Here is a 16,346-nt window from a genome sequence, read left to right on the forward strand (position 1 = left end):
CTGGATCGGGAAATGAACCATAGTAATGTTTACCATATATAGAATTTGAAAATTAAAATATAGGTCATATGACGCATGTCCTAAGTGATGCGAGGCTTAGGGCTATTTTCTGCGTAAAACGAAGCACAGCAAATAGTTACAATAATTTAACCTTTGAAAAAGAAGTGATTTACGGTAGTTTTAGCCAACTCGTGTGAGATGTTTCCCTGATTCTTAGTGCTCAAGCCTGCCAGATCGAATACAGGACTTTGGACTGATGATCGTTATGGACAGCCCGTTTTACAATGGGGCAAGCCCGGCGAATGAGGCCAGGTTAAAATTCTGTAACATCAGGGGGAACACGACATCATGAACTGGAAAAGCAAGATCATTACCGCAAGTGTAACAGCAACGATGCTGATGGGAAGTCTGACAACAGGAGCATTAACGACACCTGCATCGGCAGCCGCAGTTGAGAATTCAAAAGTTAAAGTCATCTGGGGAGTAAATTTGCGTACATCGCCATCTTCTTCCGCAAGCATTGTTCGTTTGGTGCCAAAAGGGGAGACCGTTACGGTACTGCAAAAATCCGGATCAGGCTGGTATAAAGTTACGGACTCTGGTAAACGGACAGGATACATATCTTCTTCTTCGAAATATACACAAGCTGTGAAAGGCAACACGACAACAGGAAGTGGCAGTACTAGTGGGTCTGGTTCTGGCAGCAGTACGTCAGTTACAGGCAGTGCTTCTGTGGAGAAAGTCATAGCTGCTGGTATGAAATATTGGGGAACACCTTATGAGTTTGGCGCAAGTCGTAACAGCACTTCTACGTTCGATTGTTCAAGCTTTGTCCGCCAGGCCTTTATTGATGCGCTTGGAATCAAGCTTCCATCCGATTCGCGTAAGCAAGGTGCTTATGTGAAAGCCAACGGTACCGTTAAGACCAATTGGAAAAATCTGAAACGCGGTGATCTGATGTACTTTATGTCCTACAAAGGTAGCTCGGCTTCATCATACTCTAGTGTGAACAAATCTACTGCTAAGATTACCCATACGGGAATTTATCTGGGTGACGGCAAAATACTGCACACCTATTCCAACGCTGGCGGCGGTGTAACGATTAGCGATATCTCCGGCAAACATTGGGAGTACCGTTTCTTGTTTGGTGGCAGTGCACTTTAAGTTCCAACATGCCTATTAAATAATGACCACATATTGAACCTTCCATCTCCGCTTATAGGGGGAATGGAAGGTTTTTTGTTGTTATTAGTCCTGGTAGTACAGGCGGAACAGAATATCCTGATCATAGTTGCCAAATCCTTGACCATACAGCGTTAGCCCGCCCACATGCTGCGCATTTTCCTCCACGGAGAGGCGCAATGTCCATTGGTTGCGTTCCACGGGAATATCCGCAAGCGTAACTTCGGACATATGCTGTCCATCAATAAATGTGCCCTCATGGGTGATCCGTAGCACCTTGAGCATGCCGTACTGATTGACACTATCGCTCCACCATTCCGGGGTGAACATTCCGCGTCCATTTCCCGAATCTCCAGGGCTTGTCCATTCACCGAGTCGAATTCCGTTGAGCATGAATGTAATATCCGAAGGCCAGTTTGGATTGACCGAAGGGGCCTCTGAACCTATCTCAAGTGACAATTCAATGGCACTGATCTGTTGGCCTGACAAGATATAGTTTGGAATTTTGTATTCCACGAATCCGCGTCCAAACCAGAGAATATGGGCGTGCATCCGCTCGGGATCTAGAAAATAGCGTGGGTCATCATATTGTCCAATGACCTGATTGGAAGTAGCCAGACCACATGTCGGATACACATCAAAATGGGTATAATGTCCGACAGGGATTGCTACTTCATGAAGCTTGCGGGAAGCTCCAGTTTCTTGTGGCATGGAGATGCCAATCCAGTCGACAGCCAGGCTGTTCATTTTGTGCGTACCACCATCCTTGCGAATCATTTTGGACTGAATAATGCCCACATCCTGAAGCTTGCGAACATGCATCGTTACGATTGCACTGCTCAGGCCGAGTGATGCGGCGATGTCCTTCACGTTCATTGGGGTCTCTGCGACAAGCCTGATAATCTGCAGACGGACTTCACTCGCGAGTGCCTCATATAGGGGCAGCCATTCTGCATCGGTATTTGCTCTAATCACATCTGTTCCTCCATTTTGATTTATAGAATTAAGTTAAACATAAATCCAGTCAAAAGAATAACATTTTGCAAAATTCATGTTGAAATTGGTGCTATAATCGATTTTAATATAAATATGAACGTTGATCCATAGATTATCAATTAATTTCTATATTAATCTTAGGGAGCTGAACTTCACGATGGAAAAAGCAAAAATGACGGTAGACAAGGATTTCACAATTGGCGTAGTTGATAAACGTTTATACGGTTCATTTATTGAACATCTGGGACGTGCCGTATACGGTGGAATATATGAGCCGGGTCATCCTACAGCGACTGAAGCGGGTTTCCGTGGGGATGTGTTGGAGATGGTGAAGGAGCTGCAGGTTCCGATTGTGCGGTATCCTGGCGGCAACTTTGTATCCGGTTACAATTGGGAGGATTCAGTTGGGCCTGTGTCAGAGCGCAAACGCAGACTTGAATTGGCCTGGAGAACAATCGAGACCAATGAATTCGGGTTTAATGAATTTGTGGATTGGTCCAAACAGGCGAATTCGGAAGTGATGATGGCCGTCAATTTGGGAACACGGGGAGTAGACGCAGCCCGTAACATCGTGGAGTACAGCAATCATCCTGAAGGTTCCTATTATAGTGATTTGCGTATTAAACATGGATACAAAGAGCCTCATGCCATCAAAACCTGGTGTCTGGGCAACGAAATGGACGGTCCGTGGCAGATTGGTCACAAAACAGCAGAAGAATATGGACGGATTGCACTTGAAGCGGCAAAAGTGATGAAGTGGACAGATCCAACGATTGAGCTGGTCGCTTGCGGAAGTTCATCCCTGGGCATGCCATCCTTCCCGGAATGGGAAGCAACGGTCCTGGATCACACGTATGATCATGTTGAATATCTGTCGCTTCACCAGTATTACGGCAATGCTGAACAGGATACGCCCACATTCCTTGCGCGTTCCCTTGAGATGGATCGTTTTATTGAGACGGTAAAAGCGACCTGTGATTATATCAAAGCGAAGAAGCGCAGCAAGAAGACGATGTTCCTGTCCTTTGATGAATGGAACGTCTGGTACCACTCCAATGAAAGTGACAAGAAGCTGGACCCATGGCAGATTGCTCCGCCACAGTTGGAGGACGTATACAACCATGAGGATGCACTGCTTGTAGGCTGTATGCTGATCAGCATGCTGAAACATGCGGACCGTGTCAAAATGGCTTGTTTGGCACAGCTCGTCAACGTTATCGCTCCAATCATGACCGATAATGGAGGTGCGGCATGGAGACAGACGATCTTCTATCCGTTCATGCACGCTTCTGTGTTCGGACGTGGAACAGCACTTGTACCGTTGATCCAGTCACCGAAATATGACACCAAACAAATTACGGATGTTCCTTATCTGGAAGGTATTGCGGTGCATAACGAGGAGCAGGGTGAAGTGACTGTGTTCGCCGTAAACCGTCATCTGGAAGAATCTCTTCCGCTTGAAGTAGATCTGCGCAGCTTTGGGAAGTGCCAGTTGATTGAGCATATTGTGCTGGAAAGTGATGATCTGAAAGCAGCCAATACCGCTGCGCAGCCGAATCGCGTCGCTCCTCATAATCGTGGTGGTGCAGAGTTATCGGATACACTGATCACGGCAAGCCTGGCAAAAGCTTCGTGGAACGTAATCCGATTGAAAGTTCAGTAATAGATCAGAAGTATCATGCGGGTTGCACCGGGAATAAAGGAGACATAGAACACAGGGCACTCCGATGGCAGAACAACGCCGTATTTATGGATCTCAATAAGAAAAAAGGGCTGGATGCGAGTTTATACGCATTCAGCCCTTTTTCGTGGTATTTAGTATTCAGCCTTTGCATGAAGCAAAGTGCGCATTCAACCCATTTTGAGTGCCACAAGAGGGTTCCTTATGTGCTTCGGTTTTTAACGAATCGTATACGCCTTATGTTGCAGATTAGTGTGGCGCAGCAAATCTAACGAATCCAGGACTCGCTATTCCGATAAAAACCTGCGACTGCAAAGAGGGTGTAAAAGGAGAAATAGGACGTCTACAAATCGTTAGAATGGTCAACATGAGCTAGTTCGCCATATAGAGCGTCCCAGATTCGTTAGACGTTTGGACAAACAGTAAATGAATTTTACTTCAACCCGGCCCCTGGTCCAAACTCAAAGCTCTCGCCATCGCGTGGAATGAGTACCTGCCCGTCCAACTGCTCGGATGCTAGATAACTGGCGAGGTCCACGCTGGACATCATGCAATGATTAATGGCATCCATATGCACAGCGATAACATGCGCATCCGGTGCATGGCGTTTCACGGCAGCTACGTCAGGCCCGTCCATCGTGATTGGATCTCCTTGCAGGAAGCGGGCCCCGCCAGCATTCACCACAATAACTTCAGGCTGATATTGACGAATGGCTTCGGCTGGCTCTTCACACCAGATGGTATCACCAGCGATATACAAGACAGGTTCTCCGTCCGCTTCCAATACAAATCCAGACACCTTGCCCATACGCTCGCCGATTTCCCCGGTTCCGTGTTGTCCCGGGGTGCGGGCAAAACGTACGGAGTGGTACTCGTGTTTGTCATCCACGGCGGTAACGTTGGTAAATCCGGCTCCTGTGAACACGGCCTCATCTCCTGGCTGGCATAACAGAGGTATATCTTTGCGGAGCTGTTTGGCTGCTGCTTCATCCCAATGATCGGGGTGGGTATGCGTAACGATCAGCAGATCCGGGTCCATATAATCCGTTTCCGTCTCGGGTAATGAGACTCTAGGATTGCGTAAATCATTGGGCGTGTTCGGAAAAGCAGGCATCACTTCTTTATCCATCAACATGGGATCAACCAGTATATTCAGACCCCCATATTCCAACCATAATGTAGCATTACGAATCAATTGAATTTTCATTGAACCTGCACTCCTTCGGGAATTAATGTTATTATCCTATATGTTATACAACCCGTTTATCGGCGTAAATAACACACTGAAAGAAAACAGACCACTTTAATTTCAAGTTGAAAGGATTGCAAAATAGATGAATGAGACGATCGATGATACAGATATACGTATACTGAAATGCCTGATTCGGGACTCCAAACGCCCCCACAAAGAGATCGGCGAAGAGGTACATCTGACTGGACAGGCTGTAGGTGCGAGAGTGCGCAAGTTGCATGATCTGGGCGTTATTGAAGGGTATACGGTAAAATGGAACCCGGAACGCCTCGGCTTGGGCCTCCAGGCATTTGTAACAATCTTTCTGAATTCCGGCGACAGACATGCCGCCTTCCGTGAATTTATGGCTACACGTGAAGACATCGTGGAGGTTCACCGTGTCAGCGGAGAGGGCTGCTACCTGATGCGAGTACGCACAGAAACAATGGAGCAGCTTGGCAGCTTGCTCGAAGCCATTTTGCCGTATGGGAATTACAGAATGAACCTGTCAGTCGGTATCGAAAAGTCGGAATGAATAGGGCCGTGTTCAGATGTCCTGCTGCTGTTTCTCGCGCAGTGTCTCCTGCAGAAGGACTATTGCTCGACTGAGCTCTTTTTTTGTAAGCAAATGATCGGTCTGGATGTGACGCCGGGTGCCGTCTTTCAAATACAGGGCAATCATGGGCGAAGCAGACAGTATCCATTTGCTGATGGCGGGAGAGCCAAGCTCGATTTTACGAATCTCATTCCAGGGAATGGTTCGTTTAAGGGTATGAAGTCCTTCGTCATTCCAGGATAATAACACGGTAGAACTTGCGATTACACGGGACAGAAACATAAAAAATAAAGGCCCGATAAACCACATGCCAAGAATGGCTGCGATGGAATAATACAATGTCTCCAGTTGTCCAGCGCGCTCGTCATAGATGATCCATAACAGGGTCACACATAACAGCAAGAATAGAAAACACAGCGCTCCTTTCCATATAGCCGTGAAACGGCGGTAACCAATCTGCGGATGCTCAAGCTCTGACTCTGATGATTTATATAATTCAGGTTTCATTAATACACCTCCTTATCATCATTTCCCAGAAAATATATCAAACATGCCGCCTGCATCGCAGAGCGGCATGTTTAACGTTTATTTAACCCCTCTTGGTTCGATGGACTATCCAGAGATAGCAGAATCGTTACCGGCTTCACGCGCATGGGTATAGAGATCAGCATATACCCCTTCAGCAGCGATCAGCTTCTGATGAGAGCCTTCCTCGACAATCTCACCATTCTCCATAACGAGAATCCGATCTGCATGCATGACCGTAGATAGACGATGCGCAATAACAATCGTTGTTCTTCCTTGAGAGACGGATTCCAGCGCCTGTTGTACCAATTGTTCGGTATGCGAATCCAGATTCGCGGTTGCTTCATCCAGGATAAGCACTCTGGGTTGAAAGACCACGATTCGGGCAAACGATATCAGTTGACGTTCTCCGGCGGACAGACCGCTCCCGCGTTCGGAAAGACGTGTATCATACCCTTGCGGTAAACGTGAAATCATCGCATGTGCTCCGACGAATCGGCAGGCCTGAATAGCCTGCTCCCTTGTAATATCCTCGCGGAACATTCGTACATTGTCAATGATGGAGCCCGAGAAGAGGAATGGTTCCTGCTGGATCAGACCAACGATCCGATGAAGATTGGCCTGCGGGAAATGACGAATGTCTATTCCATCAATTTCAATGCTGCCTTGATTCACATCATAGAAGCGATTGAGCAGGGAGATCAGTGTACTTTTGCCAGCTCCTGTAGTTCCTACAATGCCCACCATTTCACCCGGATAGAGATGCAGATTCATATGCTGAATCAGGGGGCGGTCTGCCCGATAGCCGAACGATACATCATTAAAATCAATCTGCCCCATCACGTTCCGTGGTTCAAGTGTGGAGGCATTCCCTGGTTTGGGATCAGCGACCTCCGGACGGGTACTCAGAATGTTCCAGATTCGATCCATGGATACGGTTGTCGACTGGAATGTGTTCCACTGCATGGTGATCTGGTTAATCGGCTGGAAGAACTGACGGATGTAACTGATAAACGCATAGAGCACACCCACCTGTAGTGATTCACCCAGCACGGCACGTCCTCCAAGCCAAACCATCATGACGAGGGCGGCATTACCGAGAATATCAAACGTTCGGTTGAAAATGACATTGGAACGGGCCTGCGCGATATTGGCCTTTAGGTGAAGCGTGTTCTGCTCCTTGAATCTTTTCTTCTGTTCTTCTTCCTGATGGAAGGCCTGGATCAAAAACATGCCGGACAGGTTCTCTGCTGTGAACGCAATCAGACGGGAGAGACGAGTGCGGGCATTCTGATAAGCTCTGCGCAGTCGACTTCGGAACAATACGGCCACAATCGCAATCACAGGCAACACGATGAGAGAGTACCCCGCCAAGACCGGATCGAGCTGGAACATAAAGACGATAATGAGCACCAGCATCATGCCATCCCGGATGAGACTAAGCAGCACCTGGGTGAAGAAACTGCTGATCGTCTCCGTATCACTGGATACATTCGTAACCAGACTGCCGATATGGAAGCGGTCAAAGAAAGACATCGACATTTTGGAGATATGCTTGAACAGGTCTTTCCGGATGCGAGAGACGATGTTCTGACCAACATGTTGCAGCAGATTGTTCTGTACATAGGTAAAAATAAAGCTGATTACAGCCAGCCCCAGAAAGATGGCTGCCAACTGGACAAGGAAGCCTACACTGGTCTGACCAATCGCCAGATGATCATCGATTGCGATCTTCACCAGATAAGGCTGAAGCAGATCTGCGGAAATACCGAGCAGTGAACAGAAAAAGATACCCGCAAAGGCCCATTTATGGGGTTGAGCGTAGGACATCATCGCTTTGAACGAAGTGCGCTTACTCTGGTCTGCGCCTGCATCGGAACCGGACCCATGCCTTGACGGTGCTTGTGCTCCCGCATCTGAACGAACTTCAGCGTTACGGTCAGTCATGATGTAATCCCTCCTCCTGCAAACGATAGGTTGCAGCATATAACCCTTTTGCGCCCATCAGCTCTGCGTGCGTTCCCTGTTCAACGATTCGACCTTCATCCAGAACGATAATTTCGTCGGCATGACGGACCGCGCTGATCCGGTGGGAGATGATCAGCGTTGTTTTACCTTTGCCGATCTCACGCAGGCTGCGCAGAATGCCACTTTCGGTGACGGCATCTACAGCACTCATACTGTCATCCAGAATGAGCACCTGAGCTTTTTTGATCAAACCTCGTGCCAGACTGGTACGCTGACGCTGACCGCCAGACAACGTGAGCCCACGTTCGCCCAGCAGGGTATCGAACCGATCGGGGAACCGGATAATGTTTTCGTAAATCATCGCTTGTCGTGCACTGTGCTCTACTGTGTCCAGCGGAACCTCACGGTCGCTAAAAGCGATGTTGTCCCGAATGGTTGTACTGAACAGGAATCCATCCTGGGGAACATAGGCAATACGGGATCGCAGACTCTCCAGCGAAAGCTTTCGAATATCAGTGCCGTTAATGCGGATTGTACCTTCAGGTGGCTCATATGTACGCAGCAACAGTTTCACAAAGGTACTTTTACCTGAACCTGTTTTGCCCACAATACCCACGGTTCGTCCTGCCTGGATGTTCAGACTGATGTTTTTGAGCGCAGGGGATGAACTGTTGGGATAGGAAAAGGACAGATTCTCAATCGTAATGTCGTTCACGGCTTTAAGACTTGTCGCAAGGGGAAGCTCGCGTACATCAGGTACTTCCGTCAACAGATCATTTACCCGCTCTAGTGATGCTCCAGAACGCTGCATGGTATTAATCACATTACCGATTTGTTGAAGCGGCCCCATGATGATCCGCAAATATAAAGTCAATGCAACAAAACTTCCGAGTGTAATGGAATTCTGCATCGTCAAAATTCCGCCGACAAGCAGGGAGACAACCAGTGAAATGGCACCCAGCAGCGGTAGCAGGGCTTGAAATAGAGAGGAAAGGCGAACGAGCCGCAGCTGCTTGCTTTTGATTGCATCTACTGTGATCCCAAATCGTTCACGAGCGCTGTCTTCAATGGCAAATGTTTTGGTTACACGAATACCGCCCAGCTGCTCCTCTGCAGATTCCGTCATGGTTGCAAGTGCATCCTGCACATCACGAGAGCGCTTGCGAATTCGCGGACCGAAAAAAACGACCAGAAAGGGAATGGCCAGCAGAGGCACGATACTGATCAGAATGAGTCTCATCGGGATTCCGCTGAGCAGCATCATCACGATGCAGGATAATAATAGAAATGTTGCATTGGTCATCATAGTGACGCCGTTGGAGATGGCTTCACGTACAGAGGTGACATCATTCATGACGTAACTGAGTAGTTTCCCATTTCCCTGTTTGGAGAAATAGTACTCGCTCAGCTCTGAAAATTTGCCAAAAATACGCTCACGTGTCATGAATTCGAAGCGTCGTCCAAGCTTCATGATCATGAATTGCCCGGTACCAAATAACAGATTATAAGCGATGGCTATAGCTAATAGCGAAAGACTGTACCGGATGACCGTATTCATCTGAAGTGTGTTTTGCATGAGCTGATCCGTGAAGCTGCCCAGTATTCGGGGCAAGGACGCCTGACCCACATTGGAGGCAATAATCAGTAGTACAGCGAACAGATATACCGGCCAGTTGGCAATGACATAGCCTCGTAGTAATCCTTTCTTGGACATAAGATTTGTTCTCCTTTGTTCAGGGTGAAATTTGTTCGCAAGCGGAGTCAAGAAAAGGGCCGACACCTGATAATAGCGCGTCGTGCCCTCTTACTTTATGCGATCCGGTTTGCTGTTTATCCGTCATTCGATAGAATTCTCTATTCTTATTTTTGCGCTAATCGGTAAGGATGTCAACGAAGCAAGTAAGCATAAATGGAAGAAAGCAGGCCTGTACCCATAGGGAAAGGGATATATGTAGTATTTCCGTCATTTATTCACCAGATGCCGATTTTACTGAAACATTTTCGGAGGGTCTCCCGTCTGTAGGGTTGAAGAGGTCAAAAATTGGATTTACTAAATATGGAGGTGCCAAGAAATGAAACATAAAAAAGGATTGGCTGCAACGCTTGCGCTCTGCGTGTCTTTGACGGCAGGAGGTGCATCGGTACTTGCTTTTTCGGATGTAAAAGATGAAGGACAAAAAACGATTGTGGACTCGTTGCATTCCAAGGGTGTTGTTAATGGAGTAACGGCGGATTTGTTCCGTCCGGATCTCGCATTGTCCGAGCCACAGGGTGTTCAATTGATCGTGAACGCTTTTGGTCTAAAAAATGAATACGCTACCGCTTCGGCACAAAATAAAATTAGTCCAACGACCTGGTACGCCGATGCAGTTCAGGCTGCAACACAGAATGGCCTGTCCATTCCGGTGGAATTGAATCCGCAGGGGAAGATGACGCGCGAGCAGTTTGCTATTTTGCTCCTTGAAGGGATTAATACAACCGGGGAATATCCGGTGATCATGCTGTATAATGATATTAAGGACGAAAATAAAATCGGTAAGGACGCCAAATCTGCGATCCAGAACCTGCTGAACATGGACATCATTGAACTGGATAAGGACGGAAACTTCCGTCCAGATCAGTCGCTTACCCGTATGGAGGCTGCAAGCATGATCTTCAATGCACTTGAATTTGTAGATAAGCACGGCAATGGCGGATCGACAGAACCGACTCCAACGAATCCAGGCGAAGGCCAACAAGCGATTGTACCTACCGTCACATCAACCAAAGTGGATGACAAGACGGTAAAAGTCAAACTGTCCGCGCAAATGCCTCACCCTGGCTATGGATTGAAGATTGAAGATGTGAAACTGGAGAAGGATGGACGTGCCATTGTGCTGTATACCATTATCCAGCCTGACCCGGACATGATGTATCCAATGGTCATTACCGATGTAACGGCTGAGACAGATATTCCAACAGGGTACACTGCTGAAGCGCAGCCTTCTGGAAAATAATCGTCTCTCGAGAAAAAATTGGTGAACGGTAATATGGAGAGCATCGGACAATATTGTCCGTCTTATGCATTACGAACAAGTAATCAATCATTTTTATGGAGAGAGTAAGAGGGAGCTGACCTGCGCGGGTCAGCTTCTTTTTCGTTACCCTGTAAACACGAGCGCGCAGGATAACGAGGCCGACGGAGCCCATCGCCGCGCCTCGCTTCTCGGGCGGATAAGCGACAAGGATCATATTGAATAAGAGCGGAAGAAGCAGGCTCATACCGATTGCTTGTACTTGTAGAACTCGGGCTGCCAATAATATCTCGAAACCGAACGCCAACGACGCGATTAAAGTGCCGGTGAACGGAAGATCCCCGCTCATAACGAACGGCAGAAGAACATCTACGTCCTGCCCAAGGGCCTTGCCTTGATCAATGACTTCGAACTATCCTTCCAGCGGGTAGAAGAGAAGATCGTTCAGAATCTCAACGAAGACGATCGGCAAGTTCTTCAACAACTTTTGACGAAGATCAATCAAAATCTGTAGTCAATGTTGAAATTATCCCCAGATGGTAGGCTCAAATTCTTGTTTGAATATCTTCTCTGGTGTGTTATCAGGTTTTTGTTGTGCAATAATGTTACAAATAACGTTATGAAAATGACTTAATAAGTTATATTAAATGACATTGTAATTTTGAAAATAAGTGTAAATCGATATTTGCATAGGTGAAAAAGCTGCTCCGTGTTAACGGAGCGGTTTTTTTTCTAACCTTATCTTGTTATTATTAATGATTCCAGATATCCATGTGAGGTGCAAAATCAACATATATGACCACGAATTCCCAGTGTTTATATGGCTTGTGGTCAAGGATAAAAACGACATATTTACGGGGCTGGGAAGAAACTCATAGAATAAAGCCAAGCAGTGAGAGAGCTTGAAGTAGGTGGTAAATATATGGTAGATAATATTACATTAATGTGATTGAATTATATCTATCCTTATTACCTTTCCTAAGAAAAAAGAGAGAAAACCCTTCCTTGCACATTACGAAAGCAGCCCGAAAAACAATGGAAAGAAAAATGCATGAGGAGGGGAGTGAACAGCAGCAAGGAAGGGCACCTCTATTTCATTTTGGATTGAGATGTGTTGAATATGATAAGGCCTTGCGACTTGACTTGTATAATTGAACTGGCCAGAATCCCGACGATGATGTCTGCATACGTGGAATACCTCTTTCCTAAACATATGTGGGTTTTGACTTTAAGGTCTGTTTCTCAGCTTCCGTTAAGATCTGGCATCTGTCATGTTCATGCAAAGCTACTCAAAATAACAACTTCAAGAGGTAAATGGGTCAAATTCCACATGTTTTACTTCTCCAAAATGACAATGACAAGCTGGAACCAAAAGCGTAAACCCCCGTTTTAACAGCACTTTCCGTGTTTTTAAGAGTGAAGATCGAAATAGCATATTTACGGATTCGGAAATGATCCATAAACTCAGTATGTAAGCGTTACCAAATGGAGAGGGAGCAAAAGCCTCCCATGATCGAAATGTGGTCCGGGACTCATTCCTTACAATTGAACAGGAGTGTTTCGCTCTTCTTACAAAACGGACGGATTTTCATTTAGAAAAGGAGGAAACAACTGATGCAGCCAGAAGGGAAGTCCGCCTTGTCGCAAAACCTATCGGTGCACACGATTCCGAACCGCAAGAAAAATAAATTAGGGAGAAGGATGATTCGAAACTGGGAGTTGTATCTGTTTATCGCGCCAGCATTTCTATACTTTCTGATTTTCCATTACGGGCCGATGTACGGCATACAAATCGCATTCAAAAACTTTATCCCGACGCTTGGTGTCACGGGAAGTCCGTGGGTTGGGTTCGATCATTTCATCCGCTTCTTTAATTCGTATTATTTTTGGGATTTGTTATGGAATACCCTCAGCATCAGCTTGTATGAGCTGGCTATAGGTTTTCCGCTACCGATCATTCTGGCGTTAGCCTTCAATGAAGTAAAGGACTCCTTCTTCAAACGTACCGTGCAGACGGTCACGTATGCACCGCATTTTATTTCGGTCGTTGTAATGTCGGGTATGATCATCACCTTCTTGTCGCCTTCGTCAGGCATGATTGTCAATTTGGTGGAGGCTCTTGGATTTCAGGCCCCTCAATTCCTGACGGACCCTTCGTGGTTCAAGACGGTGTACGTGTTGTCGGGTGTCTGGCAGAGTGCAGGATGGGGTACCATTATATACCTCGCAGCCCTCTCGGGTGTGGACCCGCAACTGCATGAAGCTGCCGTGGTGGATGGTGCGAGCCGGTTTAAACGGATTCTTCATATTAACATTCCAGCGATCATCCCTACGATCACCATTTTGTTAATTCTGAACATGGGCAGTATTCTGGGCGTCGGATTTGAGAAAATCCTGCTGCTGCAAAATCCGTTGAATATGGGTTCATCGGATGTCATCTCGACATTTGTCTATCGGTCCGGTCTGGTCGATGCGCAGTACAGTTTCTCAACAGCTGTAGGATTGTTTAACTCGGTAGTTAATGCGATTCTGCTGATTACAGTGAACCAAATTGCACGTCGCACCAGTGAAAACAGCTTGTGGTAAAAGGAGGGGAAAACACATGTCATCCGCGGTTAAGGAAAGCAGAAGTGATAAATTGTTTTTATGGTGCAACTACATCTATCTGACGATAGCGCTCGTCATTGTGCTTTACCCGCTGTTATACATCATTAGCGCATCAATCAGTGATCCTAAATTTGTAAGTTCCGGTGAGATGTGGCTACTACCTAAAGGAATTACGTTTGAAGGTTATGCCCGCGTGTTTGAGAACACCAACATCTGGATCGGGTACAAAAATACGATCATCTATACCGTCGTAGGTACACTCGTCAACCTGATGGTCACTCTTCCGGCAGCCTACGCGCTCAGCCGCTCGGACTTTGTGGGACGCGGATTCTTCATGGCGATGTTTATGGTAACGATGTTTTTCAGCGGAGGGCTTGTCCCGAGCTACTTGCTGGTTAAGGATCTTGGTATGGTGAACAGCATGTGGGCGCTTATTCTGCCAGGAGCTGCATCCATCTGGAATATTATCGTATGCCGTACGTTTTTCCAATCGACCATTCCCAAGGAACTGCAGGAAGCGGCTCACATCGACGGGTGTACCAACACCCGGTTGTTCATCCGAATTGTGCTTCCGCTCTCCATGCCGATCATTGCCGTGATGGCGCTCTTTTACGGAGTCGGACACTGGAACAGCTATTTCAGTGCGATGATCTATTTAAATGATTCCTCGAAGTATCCGCTGCAGCTCTTTCTTCGCCAAATCCTGGTACTTCAGGAGATGGCAGCACAGGGCGGGGGAGCTATCGATACCTCTTCAGCAACGGCGATGAATTCCAAAGCGGAAATTGCTGCGCTGGTCAAATATGCCGTCATTATTGTTTCAACTTTACCTATTATTGCAATTTATCCATTCCTTCAGCGTTACTTTGTGCAGGGTGTTATGATCGGTTCCGTCAAGGGATGATCTTAAACCATAATCCACACTAAAAAAGGGGAGTTGTCGTCATGAAAAAGCTTCGCAAGGCTTCATCCATTGTACTCTGCCTCACCCTATCAGCAGCATTACTTGCAGCTTGTGGTTCCAATGAAGATGGAGGTTCTGCGACTTCAAATGTCGAAGGGGTCAAGAAAGAAGGATTCCCGATTGTGGACAAACCACTTACGTTAAAGGTCATGTCCCAGGATGCGGGCGTAGCCGACTGGAATACGATGCCAGTCCTGCAAGAGATGGAGAAATTGTCAGGCATCAAGCTGGAGTACCAGCTTTCGCCGATAGACAGCTTTGAAACAAAGAAGAACCTGGTATTCGCGAGCGGCGATTTACCGGATATGTTCTATGCTGCGGATCTCAAGCCAGCTGAGCAGGTTACTTATGGAACTCAAGGCATTCTGATCCCGCTGGAAAAATACATTGATGAGGGCTATGCCCCGAATATTAAGAAAATTCTCGACGAAAACCCGGATGTCCGCAAATCATTTACAACGCCTGACGGACATATGTATGCACTGCCATTTATCGATACGGCTGCCGTGTGGTATAGAGGCCCGATGTGGTATAACGGTGAATTCCTCAAAGCACTTAATGTAGAGGAGCCTAAGACTACGGAGGAATTATATACGTACCTGAAGCGTGTTAAAGAAGAAGACCCTAACGGCAACGGACAACAAGATGAAATTCCGCTTACTTCTGTAAAACTGGACGATCTTCGCATGTTTTTCTTCGGCTTCTGGGGAATGTACAACGAAGGAATCTATGCGGATAAGGACGGAAAAGTCCACTATCCTTACCAAGAAGAAGGCTACAAAGGTTATCTGACGTTCATGAACCGTTTGTGGAAGGAAGATTTGCTGGATCATGAGACCTTCTCGCAAACTGGCGATCAGAAAAAAGCAAAAGGCGAAAGCAACAAGCTTGCGCTGTTCAATGACTACCATCCGTACTTCACGCTTGGCGGCGAGCCTAGCACGAAACATCCGCTGATGACACCAGTGAAGAGTGAGATTGCAGACTCACCTGTATACGGTAAGCACCCGGGCATATCGGCACGTGGTACCTTTGCGATTACTAGCAGCAACCCGTCCCCTGAGGCAACCATGCGCTGGATCGATTATATGTACAGCTATGATGGGGCCACCCTGTTCAATCAAGGTCCTGAAGGTGTGCTGTGGAAATTCAAAGACAAGGAGAACCTCGTGAAAGAGTGGCTCCCTGTTCCTGGCGGCGGGGATCGCGAAGAATATCGCGGTAAAATCACACCAAACTATGGTATTTTGACACCGGGCATTAATGATCCGGACATAGCGAAAGGTCTTCGCACCGAATTTGATGAGTGGATTGACCAGCAGAATCAAGAGAAGTTGGTACCGATCGGCAAAGCGCCATTCCCTAACGTTTATTTGACAAATGAAGAACAAAGCGAAGCGACCGCACTATTATCTGATCTGGATACGTACGTCAAGCAGATGGAAGCGAAGTTCGTAACTGGCCAGGAGCCGCTTGAGAACTGGGATAAGTATATTGCGCAAATTGAAAAAATGGGCAGCGACCGTATCGTTGAACTATATCAAGGGGCATACGACCGCTGGAACACTGGCCAATAAGAGTAATAACTCAGATAGAAGGACTCCAGAAAGAGGTGTGAACAA

12 protein-coding genes and 1 pseudogene are annotated in these 16,346 nt (G+C 46.9%); 7 read left to right on the top strand and 6 right to left on the bottom strand.

The window, feature by feature from the left end:
- The first annotated feature begins 348 nt into the window (after positions 1-348).
- On the top strand, positions 349-1,164 hold the full coding sequence (locus AMS66_RS25005; protein ID WP_053783365.1) for a C40 family peptidase: 816 nt from the start codon (positions 349-351) through the stop codon (positions 1,162-1,164).
- Positions 1,165-1,248: 84 nt separating this feature from the next.
- Here AMS66_RS25005 and AMS66_RS25010 read toward each other — a convergent pair whose 3' ends face one another.
- Complete coding sequence (locus AMS66_RS25010; RefSeq protein ID WP_082350895.1) at positions 1,249-2,157, bottom strand: ArsR/SmtB family transcription factor; 909 nt, start codon at positions 2,155-2,157, stop codon at positions 1,249-1,251.
- Positions 2,158-2,335: 178 nt separating this feature from the next.
- Between AMS66_RS25010 and arfA the strand changes: the two genes are divergently transcribed.
- Positions 2,336-3,841: an arabinosylfuranosidase ArfA gene (gene arfA, locus AMS66_RS25015; RefSeq protein WP_053783366.1), complete on the top strand. Its 1,506-nt coding sequence runs from the start codon at positions 2,336-2,338 to the stop codon at positions 3,839-3,841.
- A 451-nt stretch (positions 3,842-4,292) separates the two neighbouring features.
- Here the strand turns inward: arfA and AMS66_RS25020 are convergent, their stop codons facing one another.
- Positions 4,293-5,066, bottom strand: a complete 774-nt coding sequence (locus AMS66_RS25020) for an MBL fold metallo-hydrolase (RefSeq protein WP_053783367.1) — start codon at positions 5,064-5,066, stop codon at positions 4,293-4,295.
- A gap of 127 nt (positions 5,067-5,193) precedes the next feature.
- Here AMS66_RS25020 and AMS66_RS25025 point away from each other — a divergent pair, with 127 nt between their 5' ends.
- Complete coding sequence (locus AMS66_RS25025) at positions 5,194-5,625, top strand: Lrp/AsnC family transcriptional regulator (RefSeq protein WP_053783368.1); 432 nt, start codon at positions 5,194-5,196, stop codon at positions 5,623-5,625.
- 12 nt (positions 5,626-5,637) lie between these two features.
- On the opposite strand, the gene AMS66_RS25030 is transcribed toward AMS66_RS25025, so the two are convergent.
- From AMS66_RS25030 to AMS66_RS25040, 3 genes are all read right to left on the bottom strand, one after another.
- Positions 5,638-6,153, bottom strand: a complete 516-nt coding sequence (locus tag AMS66_RS25030; protein ID WP_053783369.1) for a DUF5381 family protein — start codon at positions 6,151-6,153, stop codon at positions 5,638-5,640.
- Between the two features lie 105 nt (positions 6,154-6,258).
- Positions 6,259-8,004 carry an ABC transporter ATP-binding protein gene (locus tag AMS66_RS25035; protein WP_082350905.1) on the bottom strand — a complete coding sequence of 582 codons (1,746 nt, stop codon included), beginning with the start codon at positions 8,002-8,004 and terminating at the stop codon, positions 6,259-6,261.
- A gap of 106 nt (positions 8,005-8,110) precedes the next feature.
- Positions 8,111-9,853: an ABC transporter ATP-binding protein gene (locus AMS66_RS25040; protein WP_053783371.1), complete on the bottom strand. Its 1,743-nt coding sequence runs from the start codon at positions 9,851-9,853 to the stop codon at positions 8,111-8,113.
- A gap of 358 nt (positions 9,854-10,211) precedes the next feature.
- Here AMS66_RS25040 and AMS66_RS25045 point away from each other — a divergent pair, with 358 nt between their 5' ends.
- Positions 10,212-11,135 (top strand): S-layer homology domain-containing protein, encoded by a 924-nt coding sequence (locus tag AMS66_RS25045; RefSeq protein WP_053783372.1) that lies wholly within the window; start codon positions 10,212-10,214, stop codon positions 11,133-11,135.
- Between the two features lie 160 nt (positions 11,136-11,295).
- On the opposite strand, the pseudogene AMS66_RS34155 reads toward AMS66_RS25045, so the two are convergent.
- Positions 11,296-11,478: pseudogene (locus AMS66_RS34155) on the bottom strand (MFS transporter); the annotation flags it as partial.
- A gap of 1,289 nt (positions 11,479-12,767) precedes the next feature.
- On the opposite strand from AMS66_RS34155, the gene AMS66_RS25055 reads away from it, so the two are divergent.
- From AMS66_RS25055 to AMS66_RS25065, 3 genes are read left to right on the top strand one after another with little or no spacing between them, the layout of a single operon-like run.
- Positions 12,768-13,739 carry an ABC transporter permease gene (locus AMS66_RS25055; RefSeq protein ID WP_053783374.1) on the top strand — a complete coding sequence of 324 codons (972 nt, stop codon included), beginning with the start codon at positions 12,768-12,770 and terminating at the stop codon, positions 13,737-13,739.
- A 16-nt stretch (positions 13,740-13,755) separates the two neighbouring features.
- Entirely contained in the window at positions 13,756-14,664 is a 909-nt protein-coding gene (locus tag AMS66_RS25060; RefSeq protein ID WP_053783375.1) for a carbohydrate ABC transporter permease, read from the top strand.
- Positions 14,665-14,705: 41 nt separating this feature from the next.
- Entirely contained in the window at positions 14,706-16,301 is a 1,596-nt protein-coding gene (locus tag AMS66_RS25065) for an extracellular solute-binding protein (protein WP_053783376.1), read from the top strand.
- Positions 16,302-16,346: the final 45 nt, after the last annotated feature.

Source organism: Paenibacillus xylanivorans, assembly GCF_001280595.1.
In the GTDB taxonomy this organism is placed as follows: Bacteria; Bacillota; Bacilli; order Paenibacillales; family Paenibacillaceae; genus Paenibacillus; species Paenibacillus xylanivorans.